Raw genomic sequence first — 24,684 nt, 5'->3', positions numbered from 1 at the left:
CCTACGTATGAAAATCGGTACCCGCGGCTCCCGTCTCGCCCTCTGGCAGGCTCACTTTGTTCAGGCCGAACTGCGCAAGCACGGCATTGAGAGCGAGTTGGAGATCATCAAAACGCAGGGCGACCGCGTGCAGCACCTGGGCTTCGATAAGCTCGAAGGCAAAGGCTTCTTTACCAAGGAGATCGAGGACGCACTACTGGCCGGTCAGATCGACTGCGCCGTGCACAGCCTCAAAGACCTGCCCACTAATCAGCCGGACGGACTGGTCCTGGCCGCCCTCAGCTACCGGGCCTCCGTAGAAGACGTCATTCTTGTTCACCAGGATAGGGTAGTGAAGGGTAAGCCCTTCTCCCTAGCCGACGGCGCCACGGTAGGTACCAGTAGCAACCGGCGGAAGGCCATCCTGCACGATCTACATCCGGGCTTGCTGCCGGTAGACATCCGCGGCAACGTACCCACCCGCATGAAGAAAGCCTTATCCGGCGAATTGGACGCCGTGGTTTTGGCGGCCGCCGGCCTCGAACGGCTGGAGCTAGACCTCAGTGGACTGCTCGTCATCAAGCCCTCCCCCCGCGAGTTCGTACCCGCGCCGGGTCAGGGAGTTATGGCCATCCAGACCCGCGAGGAAGACATCGAGATGCGCAAGAAGCTCTCCCTGCTCCACCATCCCGTAGTGGGGGAGTGCACCAACGTCGAACGCACCGTACTCAACCTTATGCAGGGTGGCTGCTCCATGCCCCTGGGTGTGTACTGCGAGAAGGATCAACTGGGCAACTACCACGTGTGGGCCAGCTACGCCGCTTCCGCTACTGCTCCGTTGGTCCGGGTGCAGGTGAGTCGCTCCACCCGCGCCGGACTACCCGAGGAAGTCGTCGAGCAGTTGCTCAGCGTGCAAGTGTAGCGGCCCGCTGCCGCTCGATCTGCCGTTTGCGTCCGCTGCCCAGCGGCACTACCAGTCCGGCTCCCGTTATACCTTCTGGACTCACCACCGGGGTGATACGAATACTGAGGTCATCACTGATGTCGAAGTCCTGCAAGTGCGCATCCGTGAACGCTTCGACCGCTTGCAAGATGTACACGGCGATGATACCGAAGTAGGCTGTCTGCCGGCTTCGGTTGGCGTTGTTACGGGCGGTGACCAGTGCCTGACTGGATACTTGTCCCCCAAAAAAATCATCGTCCTGGGGTATACAGGCTGCATTTGGCGGCACGATGACGTTGCCATCCCCCAGACAGCGCGCCTCCAGGGCAGACACAAAGCGGCTGTACTGCGTCTGATTGTAATCCGCCACGGCTACCACACCGAGCAGTCCGGAATACACCAGGGGCACCTTCCACCACGCCCGGTTGTATACCTGTCCGCCACCGGGCACGACAGCCCAGAGTAGCGCGCGCTTTGGTCCCCGGTTGATATCCCGCAGGGTCCGTACGCTGTCCACCTCGGTAGTTTGCGCGGCCGCCGGTGCGGTGGACAGGAGGAGGGCCAGGAAGGCCAGAACGAGGATGGTAGTGGGTAGCTGCATCGTGAGTAGGGATGGGCGCATGCGATGAATAGTTGCCCGCTTACTCGACCGCTTTATAGAATTGGTCGAGCTGTTCCTTACTTTCGAAGCGCAGGGTGATGGTGCCCGAGCGTCCTTCCTGCGTGTCGAGCTTCACCTTCACCTTCTTGGTGCCGAAGAATTCCGCGAAGACCTGCTCCACCCGGCGGGCGTCCTGATTGGTGGCTGGTGTACCCTTACCGACCTTATTCTTGTTCTTGTACACCCGGCTTTCGCGCTCGATGTCGCGGACTGACCAGTTAGGGTGAGAGAGAATATCGTCGAGGAAGGTCTCCTGCTGTCCGATGTCCTTGATGCCCGAAAAGGTCTTGGCCGCCCCGATGCTGATCTTACGGTCCTTAATGGCCTGGCGCACCCGGTTGCTGGTACTCAGGATGGTCAGGTAGTTGGTGATGGTCGAGCGCTTCTTTCCTACGCGGTTGGCAAGTTGCTCCTGTGTGAGGTTGAATTCCTCCTGGAGCCGCAGGTAGGAGTAAGCTACCTCCATGGGGTTGAGGTCCTCGCGCTGGATATTCTCGATGAGGGCCATCTCCAGCAGCGTCTGGTCGTTGGCCGTGCGGATAAAGGAGGGCACTTCACGCAAGCCCGCCAGCTGACTGGCCCGGAAGCGACGCTCCCCGCTGATGATCTGGTAAGTACCATCCCCCATATGCCGCACGGTCATGGGCTGGATGATGCCGTGGACGCGGATGCTTTCGGCGAGTTCGCGGAGGGGTTCGGTGTCGAAGTCCTGTCGGGGCTGATCCGGATTGGCGGAGATCGCGTCGATGGGCAGCATCGCGAAGTTGCGGCTCAGCGTCTTGATCGTTTCCTCTTCGTTGGCCTTATCGAGGCGCTGACCGGGGAAGAGGGCACTCAGCCCGTTGGTGCCACCTAACTTGGTCAGACTGCTCTTAAGGTCGTTGCTGCTGGGCTTACCGCCCCTGAATTTTTTTGCCATGGTATCGGTAGGGTAGGGGTAAAGATACTTCACCCCAACGACCCGGGGGCTATCCTACCGAGGATTGAGATAAGCTAGACTAGACCTTGCGCCAACAGAAAGGAAAATAATTCAAACTTTTTGTTGATTACTGTCTTGTACTTGTACTGCTACCCACAACATATCGTATGAAGATCAGCTGGTAAATATTCTGCGTGGGTGGCGCTCGCTAGAGAATACCGAACCTATGGGGTGAGGGGGAGGTTAAATTTATACGCTTTTTAACAACACGCTAAGACCTATTACCGTCAATGAAAATTGCATTCCTGGGGAACTATCCGCCGAAAGCTTGCGGCATTGGCACCTTTACCAACAGCTTGGCAAGGGCCATCCTCAGTAATCTGAAGGCTAGCTCAATCGATGAGTACGCCGAGATCATTGCGATGGAAGATGCCAGTGACCAGCACGACTACCCGAAGGAAGTGACGCGGTGTATCCGTCCGCAGGTACCGCAGGACTACCGCGATACGGCAGACTACCTGAATGACGGTAAGTTCGATCTTCTGCTACTGCAGCATGAGTACGGCATTTTCGGCGGCAACGACGGTACCCATATCATGCATCTGCTCGACAAGCTGCGGATCCCCCTCATCGTCACCTTCCATACCGTACTCAAAGAACCAAGCTTTTCGCAGCGCGATGTACTCAGCAGAATCGCCGACCGGGCACAGGCCGTAGTGGTCATGACTCAGTTGGCCAGCAAACTTCTGGACAAAGTGTTCAGCGTAGCGCCGTCCAAGATTCATGTGGTGGAGCACGGCGTCCCGGTCATTGAGTCCGCGCCTCGGGAGACCCTGCGCAAACAACTGGGATGGTCCGATCGCCGGGTGTTATTCACCTTCGGACTCCTGGGTCGGGGTAAAGGCATCGAGACGTCCATCCGGGCACTGCCTGCGATCGTAGCCCGCTATCCTGACACGCTATACGTAGTACTGGGCAAGACCCACCCACACGTCATCAAGCACAATGGCGAGGAATACCGCGAATACCTGCAGGATCTGGCACAGGAACTCGGCGTAGGCGACAACCTGCGTATGATCAGCAAGTTTGCCTCGGAACAAGAACTGTTCGACTGCCTGCGGGCAGCTGATGTATACGTCGTTCCCTACCCGAACGAAGCACAGATCACCAGTGGTACGCTTGCCTATGCCGTGGGTGCCGGGGCGGGCATCGTAAGCACCCCATTCTGGCACGCAGCCGAACTACTGCGGGAGGGTAGGGGTAAGCTCTTCCCGTTTCACGATAGTCAGGCCCTGGCTACTACCGTGATCGGACTGTTTGACCAACCCGCCGAGCTGCAGGCTATGCGGGAGCGGGCTGCTGCTTACGGAGCGCACCTGCTGTGGCCCAAAATTGGTAAGCAGTATCTCACCGTATTGGGGGAAGCCCAAGTGGCTTTCCGTACACAAGAAGCACAGTCCCGTCAGCGTACACACCTCCCACGACTCAAGCTGGACCACCTAGTCCGGCTAACGGATGACTGTGGTATCATACAGCACGGCAAGCATGCCATTCCCAATCGCTACGAAGGGTACTGCCTGGACGATAACGGTCGGGCCCTACTATTGGTAGGAATGTTGGCCAAAGACGGCCTTGCAGATAGTGATCTGCTGGGTAGACTCTCCGACACCTACATCAGCTACATCTTTCATGCCCAGAATCTGGATGGCACCTTCCGCAATTTCATGGCCTACGACCGGCGCTTTCTGGAGCGCACGGGTTCGGAAGACAGCTTCGGGCGTGCACTCTGGGGCGTAAGCTTCTGCCTGGCGCATCCGGTGCGGGCCGATCAGCGTCCGCTACTGGAGGAGATTTATCTGCGGGCCATTGATCACCTGGAGAATATGACCAGTCCCCGCACCATCGCCTACGGGGTGCTTGCCGCCAGCTATTACCTGGACTACAAGCCTACGGACGAGCGTATGCTCAACCTGCTCGACCGGATGTGCAGCCGGCTGATCGATCACTACAACGATAGTCGGGCGGAGGGTTGGAATTGGTTTGAAAATTACCTAACTTACAGTAACGGTATTTTACCCTTTGCGCTGTTCCGCGCGGTGAACCACCTGAACAAGGAAACTATCCGCGCCGTGGCGGTGGAGTCTACCAACTTCCTCGCTGAGCAGACTATCGTGGATGGCGTACTCAGCCCTATCGGCTGCAATAAGCCATTCACCTTCCGTAAGGCACGTCCTCAGTATGATCAGCAGCCGATCGACGTGATGTGTAAGGTGCTCCTCTTCAACGAGGCGTGCCGTCACCAGGAGTTACAACCCCACTGCGCCAACGTTCCGATCGCCTTCGCCTGGTTCACTGGGCAGAACGATCTCAAGGCCCCGATGTACAATCCCGAAACCGGCGGATGCTGTGATGGATTGATGGAGTCGGGCGTGAACCATAACCAGGGTGCGGAAAGCCTGATTGCTTACCTCGTGAGTAGAGTCGTAATCGAAAATTTTACGATCGCCCATAGCGACAAGCAGCGGGTAAACACCCCCGATACCGGCAAGGCAGCACTGAAGGCCCTCCTGAATGGCTTTGCCCTAACGGAAGATGTAGTAAGCGAGTCAGACGGAGGCGCTAAACAGGCGACTTCGTGAAAATTGCCATGCTAGCCCCCATAGCATGGGCCACTCCGCCGGCCGCCTACGGTCCGTGGGAGCAGGTCACCAGTCACCTCACGGAAGGATTGGTACAAAGGGGCATTGACGTTACGCTGTTCGCCACCGCGACCAGCAAGACCGCCGCAAAATTAGTAGCCACGGTAGCGGCAGGCTACGCCGAACGCGCAGGGCAGGACCCAAAAGTCCTGGAATACCTGCACATCAGTCAAGTCATGGGTGTCGCACACGAATTCGATCTCGTCCACAATCAATTTGATTTTATGCCCCTGGGCTACGGTAATCTCGTCGATACACCCATGGTGACCACCGTGCATGGCTTCAGCAGCGAGCAGATCGTACCGGTCTACGAGAAGTATAACGATAGCACGGACTATGTCTCGATCAGCGACGCCGATCGGGACGACCGTATCGACTACATCTCAACGGTATATAACGGGGTCGATACGCGGCAGTTCTCATTCGTAGACCACCCCGAAGATTATCTGGTCTACTTCGGCCGCATCCATCCGGAAAAGGGCGCAGCTGAAGCTATCGAGATAGCGCAGAAGAGCGATATGCCCCTGGTCATGGCCGGTTTGGTGCAGGACCAGGCCTACTTCGATGAGCGAATTGCTCCCCACATCGATGGCGATCGTGTAAAGTATCTGGGTAATGTGGGGCCCGACGAGCGTAATCGTATTCTAGGTAACGCAGTGGCTCTACTCCATCCTATTTCGTTTGAAGAGCCCTTCGGACTCAGCGTAGCCGAAAGTATGATGACCGGTACCCCGGTTATAGCATTCAACCGCGGATCGATGCCCGAACTGATCGAGCACGGCAAGACCGGTTATCTGACCGAAGACGTAGACGGAGCGGTCGATCTGGTCAGCGCCTGCGGTGATCTGAATCGTTGGCACGTGGCGGAGGTAGCCCGCGACTGCTTCAGCGTAGAGCGCATGGTAGACGGCTACATCAGTGTGTACCGTACCATTCTGGATCGTAAACCCTAGGCGTCCTCCAACAGCGTATCGAGCAGTGTATCCAGGTCGACGGTAGCAAAGCGTGCCGCCTCGTCCGAGATGCCATATGGAATGAATAGTTGCTTGTTGTGGATGATGCTGCCGCAGCTATATACCACATTGGGTACGTATCCCTCCCGTTCGTCGTCCATGGGGCTGATCAGCGGCTCCTTCAACTGTCCGATCACCTTAGTCGGGTCGTCCAGATCCAGTAGCATCGCGCCCAAGCAGTAGCGTCGCATAGGACCTACGCCGTGAGTGACTACCAGCCATCCGCGATCCGTTTCCAGGGGTGCACCGCAGTTACCTACCTGATAGAGCTGCCAGGGATAACGCGGTTCGCTAAGCTTTACCGCGTCGTCCCAAACCTGTAGTCGATCGCTCTTGATGATGTAGTTGTTGATGCCATCGATTCGGCAGAGCACGTAGTACGAGCCGTTGATCTTGCGGGGGAAGATCGCGTGGTTTTTATTTACTGCAGCGTCTCCGTAAACCGGTCGGATGGTGAAGCTGTAGAAGTCCTCGGTCTCAATGATCATCGGTCGGATCTGCCGCCCGTTGTAAGCGGTATAGGTGCCGTAGTAGATCTTCCGCCCGTCTTCGTAGACGAACTGCAGAAAGCGTGCATCTTCCATGCCCTTCATCTCGAAGTCGATCATGGGATAAAGCACCCGCTCACTGATATCCGTATCGAGACTGAAGTGAAGTTCGTAGTAGCGGTCGGCCACCGTCATCAGGTGGTTGAGTTGATCGCGCTCATTGCTGTCTTCCGGGTACTTCAGCCAGAGGTGCCAGTAGCGCTCATAGAGCTCCCGGTGGTTAAAATTATCGGGCAGGTCCTTGATCAACTCATCGTAAATGTCCTCGTCGATATCATCCTGCTGGTGACAGCGGTCGTAGAAAGCCGACTTCGTGTACTGACTGTAGTAGATGCGCTCAGCCAGACCAACAAACTGATTCGTAGGCTCGGCCAGCGGCATATTGTCCTCGCTCAGGATGATATTACGGAACACGATGGAGGAGGTGTGACCTTCCCCTACGGCGCGCATGCTCATCACGATGCGCTGCTGTCCCCGCTGCAAGCCGGTCTGATCCAGCGCCGGTACTACCGAAGGGTTGAAGAAGGCAGCAGACTCGATGCTGTACTCGTGGGTGAAGTACGCACCGATTAGGGCTTGCTTTTCTTCACTCAGGAGCAGTACTTTTTCTCGTTGCTCCGGCACCCGGTCCAGCGCAGCGTTGAGGTGGCGGCGGAACAGGCCGATGGTGTTGCGGTGGCGACGCGCGAAATCGCGAAGTGCGCGCATCAGCGTGTCGTGGGTATCCTGATCGCTGAGGTCGATCACCCGGTCGATCAGCTGGTAGGCCCGATCTTTGCCGGCCCAGAAAAAGCGACCAATGACGCGGGTGGAATCGCCGTACATGCGCAGGGGTTTGCGCTCTATGGGTAATTGCATAAGAGAAAAACTACGGATGGGGTGGGGACGAGACGGAAAGATTGTTGCAACGTTAGATGCGCAAGTAACGATATATTATGGTGGAGTCGCATGCGGGCGGCGGCGCGCAGGTGCTATAAGAATTATCTAGACTTGATCTAAACAAGACCCCCATACCGCAACAAGTTTGTTAAAGAATTGTCATCAAAGTATCTTTGCGGGAGCATTAAGGCCCGTAGTTCTTCCCATTATGATGCCCCTTCAAATGTCAACTTTGCAATGACATATAGTACCAAAACCCCCCAGTACCTCCTTTTACTGCTTGGTCTGTTCGCCTTTGGCGGCGGAGCCTTCGGTCAGGACGGTACCTCCCAGGCCTTAACCCCTGGCTCCGTGTTGGAGCAGGCACCTGCCACCACACCCGCCGCGAATGCGGACAATGATGTCGCTACGGCCCTCGACTCAGAGGCACCACCCGTCGATGGGGTAGTCGCTGAGGGTGCGGGTGATCCCGCGCTCGGCAAAGACATCTGGAAGACCGTAGGCTGTGGGCAGTGCCACGCGGCCAATATGAAGGACAATCTCACTGGGCCCGCACTGGGTGGTGTGCAAGCCCGCTGGGCGGGTGAGCCGCGCGACCACCTGTACCGTTGGGTACAGAACTCGCAGAAGCTGATCGGCAGTGGAGAGAGCGCCCGGGCTATCGCCGTCTGGAACGAGTGGAAGCCTACGCAGATGTCGGCTTACGTGAACCTGAGCGACGGTGATGTAGAGCACCTACTGGCCTTTATTCAGGGTGTCTACACCGGTACCTACGGTCAGCCCGCCGGCATCGGTCCGGGTGCAGACGTAGCCCAAGTGGAAGAGGCAGACAACACTTGGCTATTCATCATTCTGGGTGTATCCCTGCTGCTGCTATCGCTGATCCTCGCCCGCATCACCAGCAACCTACAGTACATGGTCGCCTCTACGGAGGGTGGTGCCCCCGCACGGCGGACCCTCGTACAGGTGCTTACGAGCCGCGGCGTTATTGCCTTTGCCGTCTTCGCCCTGGTGGTACTGTTCGGCTACACAACGGTGAACCACGCGATCGATCTCGGTCGTCAGCAAGACTACCAGCCCGGTCAGCCCATCAAGTTCAGTCACGAGACCCACTCGGGTGTGCACGAGATCGAGTGTCAGTACTGCCACGACGGTGCCCGCCGTTCCAAGCACTCCGTCATCCCCGCGGTCAACACCTGTATGAACTGCCACCGGGCCATCAGCTACGGTAGCAAGTACGGCACCGCCGAGATCACTAAGATTTTCGCCTCTATCGGTTGGGATCCCCTCGAGAATGCTTACATCGCGAACTACGACCAGATGACCAATGAGCAGATCAAGGACGTCTACAGCAAGTGGATCGCTAACAAGAACCTGACCGAGGGCGTAGAAGCCGATGACATCGAGGGTGTGGTAGAAGAACAACTCGAGGGTATCGAAGTCGCACTGACCAACGAGTACACCGGAGACGAACGCATTGCCGGGCCCATCGAGTGGACGCGTATCCACAACCTGCCCGATCACGCCTACTTCAACCACGCACAGCACGTCACGGTAGGCCAGCTAAAGTGCCAGAACTGCCACGGTCCCGTACAGGAGATGGAGGTCGTCTACCAGTACAGCCCCCTAAGTATGGGTTGGTGTATCAACTGTCACCGCGAGACCGAAGTGCAGTTCGACGACAACGACTACTACAAGTCTTACGAACGCTACCACGAAGAACTCAAAGCCGGTGTTCGTGACGGAGTTACCGTCGAGGATGTAGGCGGTCTGAATTGCCAGCGCTGCCACTACTAATTAAACCTTACGCTGCCCCCTTGCGGGTAGCTCCCCAATTACAGCCCACTTCGTATGAAGAAGCAGAATAAGCAGGTTTGGATCGGTACCGATCAACTCGAGAATAGCCCCGCCTACCGTGCGGCTACCGATGTCGAAGTTGCCCAGGAGCAGCAGATCGAGAACCCCCGCCTGGAAGCTACCCGCCGCGATTTTCTCAAGTACCTCGGCTTCGGTATGACGGCGGCCACGATCGCTTCGTGTGATATTCCTGTCCGCAAAGCGATCCCCTACGTATCCAAGCCCGACACCATCGTGCCCGGCGTAGCTACCTACTTCGCCTCCACCTTCGTGCAGGGCGGAGACTACGTCCCCGTACTGGTGAAGACCCGTGAGGGTCGGCCCATCAAGATCGAGGGCAACAGCATGAGCCCCATCACCGAGGGCGGCACCAGCGCACGGGCGCAGGCCAGTGTACTGAGCATGTACGACACGAGCCGTTTCGACGGTCCCGCACGGGTTAGCGGTGGTAAAGTAGTGCGCGAACGCATCTACGCCGATAACCCCAGCTGGGAAGAGATCGATGACCAGATTGGTGGTCGCCTGCGGCAGGCCCGGGAGATCCGGATCGTATCACACACCATCCTGAGCCCATCGCTCAAGATGGCTATCCGGGATTTCAAGAACCGGATGCCCGGCAACACCGTAGCGGTCCAGTACGATCCCATCAGCTCGTCTGCGCTACTCGACGCGCACGAAGCCGCCTTTGGGGTGCGCGCCGTGCCCCACTACCGCTTCGACAATGCGGACGTGATCGTGGCATTCAACGCGGACTTCCTCGGCACCTGGATCAGTCCGGTCGAATACGCGCGGCAGTACGCCGTGGGGCGCCGTACGAATGCAGACCGCATGTCGCGTCATATTCAGGTAGAAAGCCACATGAGTCTCACCGGCTCGAATGCGGACAACCGTATTATGGTCAAGCCGAGCCAGCAAGGTCAGGCCCTGCTAGCGCTCTACAATGCCGTAGTCGGTGGTGGAGCTACCGAAAATCTGGATACTACGACAGCCGCTAAGATGGATGCGCTCGCTACCGAACTGCGTAGTGCACGTGGCGCGAGCCTAGTGGTCAGCGGCAGCAACAACCTCTACGAGCAGCAACTGGTCATCGCGATCAACCGCGCGCTGGGTAGCTACGGCAGCACCATCGAAACCAATCGCTGGAGTCTGCAGCGTCAGGGAAGCGATCAGGATATGGCGCGCTTTATCGAGGAGCTTGAAGCCGGCACCGTGGATGCAGTGATCGTACTAGACGGGGCGAACCCTGCCTACGATAATGCTTGGGCTGGCCGCTTTACCGCCGCCCTACAGGCCAACGACCCTACTTTCCGCAACGGGGCCTATGTAGAACGCGACAACATCGTCGGTGAGATCGATGATCGTAGCGAGCAGGCCGACGCCAAGGAAGAGAGCGACGGTGATCTGGACGACGCCATTCAGTTGGATCCCGTATCCCGTACGTTCCGACGGATGCTAGCCATAAGCATGAGCACGGTACCAACCGAGACCAGTCAGCTCTGCGAATACGTCACCCCCAACCACCACTACCTCGAAAGCTGGGGTGATGCAGAGGCGGTACAGGGTGTGTATTCACTCATTCAGCCTACTATCGTACCGATCTTCGGTGCAGTCAACCGCTACGGCACCCGCCAGGAAGGGGAGAGTCTGCTGATCTGGGCCGAAGAGCGTGAGCGCTACGATCCCGCGGCGGAACAACCGTACATGAGCTACGTCATGCGGAACTGGGAGGAATCTGCCTTTGGCGGTCAGGACCGCTTCACGACCTTCCGTCCGTTTTGGGATAGTGCACTACACGATGGTGTGCTCAATACCGCTGCCACCGGAACCATTGCGGACTACGGTATCGGCTACAGCGCGGTAAACGCCGCACCTGCGACCCCGCCCGTCGATGCTATTGCTACCGACACCACCTATGTGGTACCCGTAGTAGCATCGGTAAATCCAGTGGTACGTACGGTAGACTACAATGATGCCAGCCGTCGCATCGCTGCGGGACTGGATGTCGAAAATGAAATTACCTTCTATGAGACGGTAAATATGGGCAACGGTGTCTACGGTAACAACCCCTGGTTGCTAGAACTGCCGGACCCCGTTACCCGTACCGTCTGGGGCAACTACCTCACTATTCCGGTTTCTTACGAAGGTGGGTACACTTACACCGCCTATAAGGACCTGAATGAAGAAGAGTACAAAGGAAAAGCCGATCAAGTGGCTGTGAGCGTAGGAACTTCGGAGGCAGAACCCGCTGTGGTGACCGCCGTACGGCAGTTCGGTCAGCTTGCTGGCACCTTCGGCCTGGCGCTCGGTTACGGACGACGCATGACGGGTGCGGTAGGCAAAGCGATCGGTAATGAAGTCGGCGTGAACGTCTACCCCTGGCTGACCATCGACGAAGATGGCTACGTACAGTACTACACGACCGAAGCAACCATTAGTGATCAGGTCGGTACGGAGGAGGAGTTTGCCAGCGTACAGTACCACCATACGATGGGACTGACCACCAAGGACGAAGCCGGAACCGTATACTACAACACCCGGACCGGCGAGAAGGAAACGATTGCCGGTGTACTGAACGAGGAGCAGCTCGAATACCTCGAGCCCTACCACGTAGACGAAGCGACCGTGATGAACGGTAATGGTGGTAGTCTAGGAGATATGCAGGGCGGTCTGACCGATCGTTCGATCATCTTCCAGGGCACCTTTGCGGGTCTGCCGGACCTGCGCGAGGAGATCGCCGAGCGGCGCACCGAAGCGCAGCACCTGAACGAGCAGACGCTCTACCCCTACGAGGAGTACGTCAAGGACATCTACAGCCAGGGCCACTGGTGGGCCATGCACGTAGATCTGACGGCCTGTATCGGCTGTGCAGCCTGTGAAGTAGCCTGTGTGTCGGAGAACAACGTACAGGTCGTAGGCAAGTACGAAGTGTGGCGCCACCACGAAATGAAGTGGCTGCGTATCGACCGCTACTTCTACGGGGACGTCGAGAACCCACGGGCCGTCTACCAGCCCATGATGTGCCAGCACTGCGACAACGCACCCTGCGAGAACGTCTGTCCGGTGAACGCTAGTCAGCACAGCGACGAGGGCATGAACCAGATGATCTACAACCGCTGTATCGGTACCCGCTACTGCGCCAACAACTGCCCCTACAAAGTGCGGCGCTTCAACTGGTTGGACTTCTCGACCGCTGACCTGTTCAGCAGCAACGAGCCCGAACTCAATGGCGAGGAGCTGCCCTTCGGCGCGGATAACCTGACGCGGATGGTGCTCAACCCCGACGTGACCGTGCGTAGCCGCGGCGTGATCGAGAAGTGTAGCTTCTGCGCTCAGCGCCTGCAGGCCGGTAAACTGACCGCCAAGATCGAGAAGCGCGCCCTGCGTGATTCGGACGTGCGGACGGCCTGTCAGACGGCCTGTCCTACCGGTGCCATCACCTTTGGCGACCGCAACAACAAGCAGGGAGACGTAAGTCGCAAACTGCAAAACCCCCTCAACTACCTTGTGTTGGAGGAGACAAACACCCAGTCGTCCGTATTCTACGCCGCCCGGGTACACAATCCAGTAGAAGCCTTAGACGCCTAAAGTAAGATTTAATGAGTGGACATATAGCCCCGGTACGTCAACCGCTGATCACTGGTCACAAGACGTATCACCAAATCACGGAGGACATTTGCCGGCCCACCGAGACGGCCCCCTCGCTGTCGTGGGTAATTACCTTTATCATCTCCGTGATGCTGCTGGGGCTGTTTGCCTTTAGCGTAGCCTGGACGGTCTGGATCGGTATCGGCTCCTGGAACCTCAACCGCACCATCAACTGGGGCTGGGACATCACCAACTTCGTTTGGTGGGTAGGTATCGGTCACGCCGGTACACTGATCTCGGCTATTCTCCTGCTGTTCCGCCAGAAGTGGCGCACGGGGGTAAACCGGGCGGCGGAAGCGATGACGATTTTCGCCGTAATGTGTGCGGGCCAGTTTCCGCTGATCCACATGGGTCGCCTGTGGCTCGCCATCTTCATCTTCCCCTATCCCAATACACGGGGTCCCCTCTGGGTCAACTTCAACAGCCCACTACTCTGGGACGTCTTCGCTATTTCTACCTACTTCACCGTATCGCTGCTGTTCTGGTACGCCGGACTGGTGCCTGACCTCGCTACGGTACGTGACCGTGCGGTGGGCCTACGCAAGAAGATCTACGGCGTAGTAAGCTTCGGTTGGAACGGCTCGGCCAAACACTGGCAGCGGTGGGAGAGTCTGTCGCTGATCCTGGCCGGTCTAGCCACGCCACTGGTACTGTCAGTACACACCATCGTATCCTTTGACTTTGCTACCTCGGTCATCCCGGGTTGGCACACTACGATCTTTCCTCCCTACTTCGTAGCGGGAGCCATTTTCTCCGGCTTCGCCATGGTACTCACCCTGATGCTGATCGCCCGTAAGGTGCTGCACCTGGAGGACTACATCACCATCGAGCACATCGAGTCGATGAACAAGGTGATCCTGCTGACCGGCTCCATCGTCGGAGTAGCGTACCTGACCGAGCTGTTCATCGCCTGGTACTCGGGCTACGTCTACGAGCAGTTCGCCTTCCTCAACCGCGTCCTCGGTCCCTACTACTGGAGCTACATCGGTATGATGCTGTGTAACGTGCTTTCCCCCCAGATTTTCTGGAGCAAGAAGATCCGCACCAGCCTGTTCTGGACCTTCTTCATGTCGATCTTCATCAACATCGGCATGTGGTTCGAGCGCTTCGTCATCATCGCTACTACACTGTCGCGCGACTACCTGCCTTCGAGCTGGAGTTACTACGTACCTAGCTGGGTGGAGATCTGCATCTTCATCGGCACGCTCGGTCTGTTCTTCACCCTGTTCCTGATCTTCACCCGGGTAGCTCCGGTAGTGGCCATCGCGGAGATCAAGAGTATCCTGAAGACGGCCGGTGACCAGTACATCGGTCCCAACGCCGTAGCCCATGCGCACGCCAATCATGCAAACGGACACACCGTACCTGCTGAGGTGAATGACCTCTCGGCCGGCAGCACCGTCGACATCGACGGAGCGAATGACAAACCCCTCGACTAACCCCAAACTACCTACCACATGGCAACCATACGTATCGATCAGGGCGGGGACGCAGGTGCAAGCTTACGCACGGAGCCGGCCAACACGACAGTGACCGGCGGTCGCGACATTCTCTTCGGACTTTACGACGATGAGGTAAAACTACTTGAGGCGGTCAAGGCAGCTAATGCTGATCACCTGGATATCGACGACGTCTATACGCCCTTCCCCGTGCACGGACTCGATCCGCTACTTGGGTTAGAGGAGAGCCGCCTGCACGTAGCCGGATTCATCTTTGGCAGCATCGGTTGTCTGTTTGGCTTTGGGTTTATGACCTGGGTCTTCACCCGGGACTGGCCGATCATCTTCGGTGGTAAGCCGTACTGGTCCGTGCCTGCCTTTATTCCCATCACTTTCGAGCTTACGGTCCTGTTCGCTGCCGTGGGGATGGTGACAGTGTTTTACATCATCAACGGACTCGGTCCTGGCGCGGAACCCCGGCGTCTACACGATCGTATTACTGATGACAAATTTTGTATCGCATTTGACGTGACGGATTCCGATGACACGAGCATCGATCAGCTGCGTCAGTATTTTGAGCGTACCGGGGTAGAGACGGTTCACCGCAAAACGGTAGCCGCGTAGTGCCTAACCCTAGTAAATATCCAAGCATGAAAGATCTGCATCTTCTGGCCCTGTCCCTTACGCTTGCCGTCTTACTGACGGCTTGCGGCGACGCAGGGGTCAATGAAACCGGTAGCGAGTACATGCCTGACATGGCTCACTCGGTCGCCGTAGAGGCCAATGCCTACAACTATTATTACTACAACACCTGGAATGACCGGTCGACCATCAAGCTCGGTGAGCTCGTCTACCCTAAGTACACGGTGGAAGGAGCCGTACCCCGGGGATACGCCGGACAATATACTCCCGGTATGACTCCCCCCTTTCAGATCGACGACGCCCGCTACATGGTAGGCGGTAAGGTAGCCAATCAGGGAGAACGTCTCGGTAGCATTCCCTACGCTGTAGCAGTGCCCACTAACGGTCACGTACCGTACTACTACGAGGATACCCCCGAAGGGCGTGAGGCAGCTATCGCCGCGAATGAAATGAACCCGTTCCCCATCACGGATGACGGATTGGTCACCGGTGGCAACATCTACAACATCTTCTGCGCCATCTGCCACGGAGAGGAAGGTAACGGCCTGGGGTACATCTACGATACCGACAAGAACCCACAGGCGAAGTACCCTGCCGCACCGGCTAATCTGCTTCGTCCGGAATACGTCGAAGCATCCAACGGACGCTACTACCACGCTATCATGTATGGCTACAATGTAATGGGCGCGTATGCGGATAAGATGGACTACGAGGAACGGTGGCAGGTGATCCACTATATCCGAAACCTACAAGCTAAGGATGCCGGGCTGGAGTATAACCAGGTCGTCAATACCCTGGACCCCGCACTGGGTACGCCACTCGGCGAATACGACCCGCTGGCGCAGCAGGTATCGGACGACGAGCCTAAGCCCGATAGTCCCCAGCTGAGTGATGCTGCCGCCCCCGGTGGCCGTATTCAGCCCACGCTACGTAAGAAATAATTAGTACCAACACTCCCCCCCGCATACTAGCTCCGAGCCCATGGCATCGATACGAATTGAAGAAAAGAACCAGGAGAACTTCGTGTTCTCCTCTCGCGCTAAGACTACTACCTTGGTATTGATGGGCGTAGGTCTGATCTGTCTGATAGCCACCTATTTCGTCGATGGGGGCGAGGGGCACCACATGCGCTTCTGGACCAACTTGCTGCATAACTCCGTCTTTTTTCTGGGCATCGCGGCGCTGGCAGGTTTTGCATTAGCTGCCTTTACTACGGCCTACGCCGGGTGGTTCGTACAGTTCAAGCGGGTGTGGGAGAGCTTTGCTTCCTTCCTGCTGCCCGGACTGTTCCTCATGGGTATACTCATTGTAGGACTCTTCACCCACGGCCATCACTTGTATCACTGGAATGACGAAGCGGCAGTAGCCGGGGACGCCATTCTGACCCACAAGGCGTCCTTTCTCAACAAGTACTGGTACGCCGGTGGCACGGTGCTTTTCGTAGGGATCTGGTACTTCCTGTTGGGCAAAATGCGCAACATCAGCATGGCGGAGGACCTAGACGACCGGGACACAACCTTCAGCTACTACCGCAGCTACAAGAAGTACGCCGCGATCTTCCTGCCTATTTTCGGATTCACCAGCGCAGCACTGATGTGGCAGTGGATCATGTCGATCGATAGCCACTGGTATTCTACCATGTTTGCCTGGTATGCCACCGCATCGCTCTTCGTAGCTATGACCGCCCTGACGATCATGCTGCTGATCTACCTCAAGAGTCGGGGCTACTATACGGGGGTCAATGCAGAGCATTTTCACGATCTGGGTAAGTACCTGTTTGCCATCTCTATCTTCTGGGCGTACCTATGGTTCAGCCAGTTTATGCTGATCTGGTATGCGAATGTCGGTGAGGAAACGATCTACTTCCGCGAGCGGATGGATAACTACCCTGTGCTGTTCTGGGCCAACCTTGCTATCAATCTGGTTCTGCCTTTCTTCATCCTTATGCGCAACGACACCAAGCGCAAGATGGGTACGCTGTTCTTTGCTTCGGCCTTTGTCTTCTTTGGCCACTGGCTGGACTACTTCAATATGATCAAGCCCGGTGCGCGCATCACGCTGATCGAACTGAACGAGCACGCGACCGCTCATGGAGATGAGGAGCATGCTACCATGGATCACGCTGGTGATCACGACGGAGATCATGCAGACGACGAACTACACGTAGTGGACGAGCATGGTCCTGACGATCTGCCGGATGTACACGCAGAAGAGTTAGTAAGCGAGGAGGGTGCTCCTTCGGCCGAAGAGAAGTATGCTGATGCTACGGACATCGAAGAGATCGACAACCTGCGCACCGAAGGGCAGAACGTAAACAGTGCGGGGCTACCCGTACCTACCGATCCTGATAATCCCCGTATGCAGGTAGGTGGTCAGGCGGCGCTGACCAACAACGACGTACCCATCACGACCGAATTCCGGGGAGGACCGACCGAAGGATCTGGCACCGACGGTCCGCGTGAGTTTGCGGCTGTGATGGAACGTAACGATGTCGATGTTTTCGAACCCAATCACTATATCCAGGAAGAATACGTAGACGACACCGAGCTGGAGATGGTAGGGCAACTGGAAGCAGCGGGTGGACACGAAGAGGGTGGCCACACCCTAGGCTTCAAGTCAGGCTACACCCTGCCCGGACTGCTGGAGATAGGAACGTTCCTGGGCTTCTTGGGAGGCTTCCTCTTCTTTACGCTAGGACAGCTTACCAAGGCACGGCTGGAACCTAAAAATGACCCCTACCTGGAGGAGAGCGTCCACCACCATACCTAGGCTATCTAGACTTAGTCTAAACAAGATGCAAGGAGGTAACCATCCGAGGCGTCTATCGTTAAATTTGTATCCTAAACAAACCGTTGGGTTTGTGGGCTTTCACCAAGCTAATCTACTCGAATGACTACGTTGATCGTCTTTTTGTGTATCGCGTTGTTGCTGCTCATCATCGTCCAGATCGCCCGTGTACGGGACCTGGCCAAGCAGCTTCGCGGCAAGGAAGAAGTAGAAGCTACCGCGGTAGCCTCCACGGGGAAGGGACTACTGGTCTTCATGATCGTGTTCCTTGTCTTGACTACTGTTTCCGCCTACTACTATAAGAACTGGATTCTTGGTTTCGGTCCGCACGAATCTGCCTCCTTACACGGCAGTTCCATCGATTCCATGATGAAGTGGACGCTAGGTATCACGTATGCAGCTTTCCTGCTCACCAACTTCGCGCTGTTCTACTACGCTTATAAGTTCCGTACCCGCAAAGGTCATAAGGCACTGTACCTCAGCCACAACAATACCGTGGAGTTGGTATGGACGGGTATCCCCGCTATTGTCATGACATTCCTCGTAGTAGGTGGACTGGACGCTTGGAACGATATCATGAGTGATGTCGGTGCTGATGACAATTACATGGAGATCGAAGCCACCGGCTATCAGTTTGCCTGGCAGATGCGCTACCCCGGTCCCGATGGCCTGTTAGGGCGTAAGGACTTCCGCCTAATCACAGGTGCGAATCCCCTGGGCCAGGACTGGACCGATCCCAAGAACCATGATGATATTCTCGTCAATGACGTGACGCTTCCGGTAGATCAGAAAGTACGTGTCCGTATCACGGCTAAAGATGTACTGCATGACTTTTACCTTCCGCAGTTTCGCGTGAAAATGGATGCAGTACCGGGACTACCTACCTACTTCGTCTTCACTCCTACCAAGACCACCCGGGAGTGGCGGCAAAGCCTTTCCGAGTACGCGGAGTATCAGATTCCTGATCCGGAAAGCGACGACGGTAAGGAACTGTGGGAAACGCGCAATTTCGAGCTTGCGTGTGCCGAACTATGTGGAAAGGGTCACTACTCCATGGCACGTGTCGTGACTATTATGGAGCAAGAGGACTTCGATGTCTGGTATGCCGGACAGAAATCCTACTACTTGAGCAACGTGAAGGGCACCAAGGATGACCCGCTACTCATGGCTCAGGTCAAAGAACGCCGTCAGGAGTTCACCCAATTGGCTGACAATGCCCTGGCCACTCCAGACAACGACGACAACATCATCACGCTGGACTACGTGACGTTCGAAACGGGCTCCGCTACCCTTACCGATAGTAGCCAGTACCAGCTGAACGATATGATCGGCTTCCTACAGTCGAACGAAGGTGTCAGCGCCATGCTACTCGGTCATACGGACGATACCGGTGATGCGGCAGCAAATCTCACGCTGAGCGAGCAACGCGCTCGTGCAGTACGCGACTATCTATCGGCTGGCGGTATTGCCAACAACCGCCTCGGAAGCCGGGGTTACGGTGCTGACCGTCCGGTAGCAGATAATGCTACTGAAGCGGGGCGAATGCGCAACCGTCGCACGGAATTTTACATTGTAGAAGGAGCACCCAGCGAGCCAGAGTTCGCTCAGGAAGCATCCAAATAATATAGGTTTACACACATCCTAATCTAGATCCCATGGCTACTGCAGTTCTTACTACGGCCCCCGTAAAGCGCGATGACGCACTTATCGAGGAATTTGGGTACGACGACCACTTTCACGAGCACCACCACGGTGACAAGTATCAGTCGAATTTCGTATCCCACTATATTTTTAGTCAGGATCACAAGATGATCGCCAAGCAGTTCCTGATCACGGGAATGATGTGGGCCATCATTGGTGGTGCCATGTCGCTGATCTTCCGCATGCAGCTAGGCTTTCCTGAGGAGAGTCTGGCGTGGCTACAGCCGGTACTCGGTAAGTGGATCGCGATCAACGAAGATGGTGTAGGTACGCTGGTTGCTGACTTTTACTATGCGCTGGTCACTATGCACGGTACCATTCTGGTATTCTTCGTGCTTACTGCCGGACTGTCTGGAACCTTTTCCAACCTACTCATCCCCCTGATGATCGGTGCCCGGGACATGGCTTCGCCGCTGCTCAATATGCTTAGCTACTGGTTCTTCTTCATTTCGGGAACCATCATGTTTGCCTCGCTCTTCCTTTCTACCGGCCCCTTTGCCGGCGGTTGGGTAGCCTACCCACCCCTGTCCGCTCTACCACAGGCCATGGACGGTTCCGGTGCCGGTATGACGCTCTGGACTATCTCCCTGGTACTCTTCGTAGTCTCGGTACTGCTCGGTGGTATCAACTACATCACTACGGTACTTAACCTTCGTACGAAGGGGATGAGCATGTGGCGCTTGCCGCTGCCCATCTGGGCGTTCTTCGTCACGGCTATTCTGGGACTGCTTTCCTTCCCCGTACTCACCTCCGCCTTCTTCCTGCTCATGCTGGATCGTGGCGTAGGTACGAGCTTCTACCTTAGTGACATTTACATCGGAGGTGCTGCTCTTGACCACGTAGGTGGTAGTCCGATCCTCTACCAGCATTTGTTCTGGTTCCTGGGTCACCCAGAGGTGTACATCATCATCCTACCGGCTTTCGGTATCGTATCGGAAGTGTTAAGTGTTAATGCCCGCAAGCCGATCTTCGGCTACCAGGCCATGGTGTTCTCCATCCTGGCGATTGCGTTTCTGGCCTTCATCGTTTGGGCACACCACATGTTTATGTCGGGTATCAATCCCTTCATCGCTAACTTCTTCGTGATCTTCACGCTGATCATCGCGGTACCGTCCGCGGTAAAGGTCTTCAACTGGATCGCTACGTTGTACGGGGGAGACATCCGCTTCAACCCGGCCAGCTTGTTTGCGATCGGGTTCGTATCGATGTTCATCTCGGGTGGTCTGACCGGTATCTGGTTGGGTAACTCGGCACTGGACATTCAACTGCACGATACCTACTTCGTAGTAGCTCACTTCCACATCGTTATGGGTGTCGCCGCCTTCTTCGGTATGTATGCGGGTGTCTACCACTGGTTCCCCAAGATGTACGGACGCTTCATGAACGAAACCCTCGGTAAGCTTCACTTCTGGGGCACGCTGATCGGTGCATACTGTGTCTTCTGGCCCATGCACTATCTAGGTATGGCCGGTGTACCCCGACGCTACTACAGCTTCGACAACTTCCAAACCTTCGGTCACTTTGATGGAATGAACAAGTTCATCACCATCGCGGCGATCATCACCTTCGGTTTCCAGTTGCTGTTTGTCATCAACTTCTTCTGGAGCATCTGGAAGGGACGTAAGCTCACGGTTAAGAACCCCTACCAGGCTAACACGCTGGAGTGGACCACTCCGATCGAGACGGGTCACGGTAACTGGCCGGGCAAACTACCTACCGTACAACGCTGGGCGTATGACTACAGCAAGGACGGTATCGACTACATCCCTCAGATTCAGCCCATCATGGAGGGTGAAACCCACGATCATTAATTGAACCCGGAGAACACCAAGTGAATGTTCTTCTTCCGGCGACCCGTAGTTCGTAGGCCCGTCGCCTTGAACTACGGGTTGTTTTTTACAGCAGCATGAAAGCATCGAGTACAAGTCAGGTGGAAGCAAGCGCATGGAGCAGGTGGCTATCTGACCTAGGTGCACTCGTCAAGTTCCGGCTTTCCGCTACCGTCGTGCTATCCTCCGTACTGGCCTACTTAGTAGCCCTGTCGGCTGGAAGCTTTAGCTGGTGGGCCGTAGCCGTACTGACGGGTGGTGGATTTCTCACCACCGCCGCAGCAAACATCATCAACGAGATACTCGAGAAGGACTACGATCGGGAGATGGAGCGCACTAAAGCCCGGCCTATCGCAGACGGTAGAATGTCTAGCAGCGACGCCTTACTTCTGGCGGGTTTTGCCAGTATCGGCGGCATCAGTCTGCTTGCGCTCTTTAATCCCTGGACTGCCTTTCTAGGAATGGTATCGCTCATCAGCTATGCCTTTGTTTATACCCCCCTCAAACGGGTAGGGCCGGTTGCCGTACTTGTAGGTGCTATCCCCGGTGCGCTACCTGCACTCATTGGATGCGCAGCGGCGGAAGGGTCCATCACCTCACTCGGCATCACGCTGTTTACCATTCAGTTCTTCTGGCAGCTTCCGCACTTCTACGCCATCGGCTTCTTAGGGGCTGCGGATTATCAGAAGGCGGGTTTTAAGTTGGTACCCGAACGCAACGGCAGTGTCGATGCACCCCTGCTGGGTCGGGACTCAGTGGTGGCAGCAGCTATCCTGGTTCCGCTCGGTGTACTGCCTTATTTCTTGGGCATTTCGGCCCTGTGGGCTGTATCACTTGTTGTAGCACTGAGTGTACTCTTTTGCTACTTCGCCTGGCGCTTCTGGCTTGCACCCGACCGCCGTACGGCCCTGAATATGATGTTTTACTCATTCGCATACCTGCCCCTCGTGTTTACCCTGTACTGGGCGGGCAAAATGATTTGGTTATGAGTACAATGGAGACACGCGTAGATCAGCAGATCGAGGCGGCTACCCGACGCAATAAGGTGCACCCTCACAAGATGGTGCTCTACGTCGGTATTACGAGTCTGGTCATGATGTTTATCGCGCTCACCAGCGCCTACATCGTACGTCGCGCATCGGGCAACTGGCTGGAGTTCTCTATTCCCGGGATTTTCTACATCAACACTTTGGTCATCCTGACCAGTAGCCTAACTTTGCAGCTCGCACACCGGGCCTTCAAACGTGAACGAAGTGGTGCGTATAAAGGATGGATCGTTACCACGCTCGTACTCGGTATCGCGTTTCTGGTGCTGCAGTACATGGGCTGGGAAGCTCTTGCCGCCCAGGGAGTCCCACTAAAGATCAATCCTGCAGGCGATTTTGTTTACAGCATCAGTTGGTTACATGCCGCCCACGTGGTGGGTGGTATCGCAGCCCTGGCCGTATCGGTCGTGCTGGCCTTCGTGCTCAAGCTCCGGCGGACGCCGGTCCGGCAATTACGCCTGGAATTGATCATGATCTACTGGCATTTTGTGGATGTGCTCTGGCTTTACCTGATCATCTTCTTAAGTTTGCAGCGCTAAGCTGTACTACTACGTACAGCTCACTCACTACGTATACCCACTATAACCCCTAATCATGACCGAAGAACGCGATACAGATATCATCATCGCCGAGGATCAGAAACCTGAACTGAACAGCGACTGGGCTGGTGGGGACCGGAAGCCTTTCCGCACGTCCTACGGTAAGTTGATGATGTGGTACTTCCTGCTATCGGATGCCTTCACCTTTGCGGGCTTCCTGATCGCTTACGGAGCACTCCGCTTCAGTAGCCCCAGCTGGCCCGTTCCAGACCGGGTATTCGCTACGGCCCCTTTCGGCATCAATGAATTATTTCCGAACGAGCAGGCCCCCCTCATTTTCGTCACCTTCATGTCGTTCCTGCTCATTATCAGTTCGGGTACCATGGTACGTGCCGTTCAGGAGGGCGCACGGGAGAATAAGCGTGGTGTAGTTTTCTGGATGCTACTCACCGTGTTAGGCGGTGCAGGCTTTCTGGGCTGTCAGGCCTGGGAGTGGTCTAACCTGATCGTCAAGGAAAATATGACGGTGACGACTAATCCCTTCGGCACCTACACCGATAACGGGTACTACCTGGACCCTGAGACCGGCGAGCGCAGCGACGAAGAAGTGGTAGCCGGCGAGACCTACCTGCTTCATGTAGCCGGTGAGGTACACGGAGGTGAAGAAGAGCACGAAGGAGCGGACCACTTCACCTACAGTGAGGTACCGGGTGACTACCCAGGCTACGTGGTCGACGGTCTACAGGCGGACGGCACCATCAACGAAAATGCCAAGCGGTTCATTCACCGCAAGTATGTAGTAGAGGAGGATGGAGCAGAGTACGTTCGCGTACAGGAGTTCGGACCTACAGCCTTTGGTGCGCTGTTCTTCGGAATCACCGGCTTCCACGGCTTTCACGTAGCTACCGGAGTTATCTTCCTACTTATCATCCTGATCAACGCCGGTAGCGGTGTGTACACCGCCCGGATGAACGGCTACGAGATGGTCGAAAAGATCGGTCTGTACTGGCACTTTGTAGACTTGGTATGGGTTTTTGTATTCCTCGTTTTCTACCTCCTGTGATCCAGGACTACTCCAACCTTTACTTACACTCTAATAGAATATCATGGCACAACATTTAAGCTACGAGGAATCAGTCAGTGGAGTCTGGAAGGGCCTTGGACTGCTCGCCGCAGTCACGGTGGTCGAAGTACTTCTCTCCCTGCTCAAGGCAGCCGAGTTTGCGGAGAATATCCGTCCATTGATCTACGTCGCATCGCTGCTGATCATTGCCCTCTCGGTCTATAAGGCCTACTTCATTATCTACGAGTTCATGCACATGGGGTACGAAGTGAAGGGCTTGGCCATGAGTGTCCTGCTACCTACCTTTCTCTTACTCTGGGCGCTGATCGCCTTTTTCAACGAAGGAGATGCCTGGCGCAAGAATCGTGAGAAGATCGAGTTCCGCAACGAAGCCAAGGCTCCCGTAGCCGCACCAGTTGGCCTGCTCGAAGATGTATATATGCTGGAGGAGGTACCGGCTTAATAGCAATCTGCATGCACTTACGGAAGGTTTGG

The 24,684-nt window shown here is 56.1% G+C and carries 18 protein-coding genes; 15 read left to right on the top strand and 3 right to left on the bottom strand.

What is annotated here, in order from left to right; translation table 11 throughout:
• Positions 1–7 precede the first annotated feature (7 nt).
• Complete coding sequence (gene hemC / locus MJQ68_RS14415; protein WP_238751835.1) at positions 8–901, top strand: hydroxymethylbilane synthase; 894 nt, start codon at positions 8–10, stop codon at positions 899–901.
• On the opposite strand, the gene MJQ68_RS14410 is transcribed toward hemC, so the two are convergent.
• Positions 885–1,544, bottom strand: a complete 660-nt coding sequence (locus tag MJQ68_RS14410; protein WP_238751834.1) for a DUF5683 domain-containing protein — start codon at positions 1,542–1,544, stop codon at positions 885–887. The two genes, hemC and MJQ68_RS14410, sit on opposite strands and share 17 nt — an antisense overlap.
• 19 nt (positions 1,545–1,563) lie before the next feature.
• A complete protein-coding gene (locus tag MJQ68_RS14405; protein WP_238751833.1) occupies positions 1,564–2,502 on the bottom strand; it encodes a ParB/RepB/Spo0J family partition protein in 939 nt (312 codons plus the stop codon).
• 356 nt (positions 2,503–2,858) lie between these two features.
• On the opposite strand from MJQ68_RS14405, the gene MJQ68_RS14400 reads away from it, so the two are divergent.
• Both MJQ68_RS14400 and MJQ68_RS14395 read left to right on the top strand, forming a co-directional pair.
• Positions 2,859–5,141, top strand: coding sequence for a glycosyltransferase family 4 protein (locus MJQ68_RS14400; protein ID WP_238751832.1), 2,283 nt, complete (start codon positions 2,859–2,861; stop codon positions 5,139–5,141).
• A complete protein-coding gene (locus MJQ68_RS14395) occupies positions 5,138–6,154 on the top strand; it encodes a glycosyltransferase family 4 protein (protein ID WP_238751831.1) in 1,017 nt (338 codons plus the stop codon). Before MJQ68_RS14400 ends, MJQ68_RS14395 begins: the two co-directional genes overlap by 4 nt.
• Here the strand turns inward: MJQ68_RS14395 and MJQ68_RS14390 are convergent.
• Positions 6,151–7,620, bottom strand: a complete 1,470-nt coding sequence (locus tag MJQ68_RS14390; RefSeq protein ID WP_238751830.1) for a glycoside hydrolase family 130 protein — start codon at positions 7,618–7,620, stop codon at positions 6,151–6,153. The genes MJQ68_RS14395 and MJQ68_RS14390 overlap by 4 nt on opposite strands.
• A 258-nt stretch (positions 7,621–7,878) precedes the next feature.
• Between MJQ68_RS14390 and MJQ68_RS14385 the strand changes: the two genes are divergently transcribed.
• The 12 genes from MJQ68_RS14385 (at position 7,879) to MJQ68_RS14330 (ending at position 24,652) form a co-directional block, all read left to right on the top strand.
• A complete protein-coding gene (locus tag MJQ68_RS14385) occupies positions 7,879–9,438 on the top strand; it encodes a c-type cytochrome (protein ID WP_238751829.1) in 1,560 nt (519 codons plus the stop codon).
• 54 nt (positions 9,439–9,492) lie between these two features.
• Positions 9,493–13,083 carry a TAT-variant-translocated molybdopterin oxidoreductase gene (locus MJQ68_RS14380; protein ID WP_238751828.1) on the top strand — a complete coding sequence of 1,197 codons (3,591 nt, stop codon included), beginning with the start codon at positions 9,493–9,495 and terminating at the stop codon, positions 13,081–13,083.
• Between the two features lie 11 nt (positions 13,084–13,094).
• Positions 13,095–14,582, top strand: a complete 1,488-nt coding sequence (nrfD, locus tag MJQ68_RS14375) for an NrfD/PsrC family molybdoenzyme membrane anchor subunit (RefSeq protein ID WP_238751827.1) — start codon at positions 13,095–13,097, stop codon at positions 14,580–14,582.
• A gap of 18 nt (positions 14,583–14,600) precedes the next feature.
• A complete protein-coding gene (locus MJQ68_RS14370) occupies positions 14,601–15,206 on the top strand; it encodes a DUF3341 domain-containing protein (protein ID WP_238751826.1) in 606 nt (201 codons plus the stop codon).
• A gap of 26 nt (positions 15,207–15,232) precedes the next feature.
• Positions 15,233–16,165: a c-type cytochrome gene (locus MJQ68_RS14365; RefSeq protein WP_238751825.1), complete on the top strand. Its 933-nt coding sequence runs from the start codon at positions 15,233–15,235 to the stop codon at positions 16,163–16,165.
• A gap of 40 nt (positions 16,166–16,205) precedes the next feature.
• Positions 16,206–17,993 (top strand): hypothetical protein, encoded by a 1,788-nt coding sequence (locus tag MJQ68_RS14360; protein WP_238751824.1) that lies wholly within the window; start codon positions 16,206–16,208, stop codon positions 17,991–17,993.
• Positions 17,994–18,113: 120 nt separating this feature from the next.
• Positions 18,114–19,634, top strand: coding sequence for an OmpA family protein (locus MJQ68_RS14355; RefSeq protein ID WP_238751823.1), 1,521 nt, complete (start codon positions 18,114–18,116; stop codon positions 19,632–19,634).
• Between the two features lie 32 nt (positions 19,635–19,666).
• A complete protein-coding gene (locus MJQ68_RS14350; RefSeq protein WP_238751822.1) occupies positions 19,667–21,523 on the top strand; it encodes a cytochrome c oxidase subunit I in 1,857 nt (618 codons plus the stop codon).
• Between the two features lie 95 nt (positions 21,524–21,618).
• Entirely contained in the window at positions 21,619–22,530 is a 912-nt protein-coding gene (gene cyoE, locus MJQ68_RS14345) for a heme o synthase (protein WP_238751821.1), read from the top strand.
• Positions 22,531–22,535: 5 nt separating this feature from the next.
• Positions 22,536–23,126 (top strand): cytochrome c oxidase subunit 3, encoded by a 591-nt coding sequence (locus tag MJQ68_RS14340; protein WP_238751820.1) that lies wholly within the window; start codon positions 22,536–22,538, stop codon positions 23,124–23,126.
• Positions 23,127–23,181: 55 nt separating this feature from the next.
• Positions 23,182–24,189: a cytochrome c oxidase subunit 3 gene (locus tag MJQ68_RS14335; RefSeq protein ID WP_238751819.1), complete on the top strand. Its 1,008-nt coding sequence runs from the start codon at positions 23,182–23,184 to the stop codon at positions 24,187–24,189.
• Between the two features lie 43 nt (positions 24,190–24,232).
• Complete coding sequence (locus MJQ68_RS14330) at positions 24,233–24,652, top strand: cytochrome C oxidase subunit IV family protein (RefSeq protein ID WP_238751818.1); 420 nt, start codon at positions 24,233–24,235, stop codon at positions 24,650–24,652.
• The last annotated feature ends 32 nt before the right edge of the window (positions 24,653–24,684 follow it).

This window comes from Neolewinella maritima (genome assembly GCF_923081025.1).
In the GTDB taxonomy this organism is placed as follows: Bacteria; Bacteroidota; Bacteroidia; order Chitinophagales; family Saprospiraceae; genus Neolewinella; species Neolewinella maritima.
This window is presented reverse-complemented; position numbering and strand designations above follow the sequence as displayed.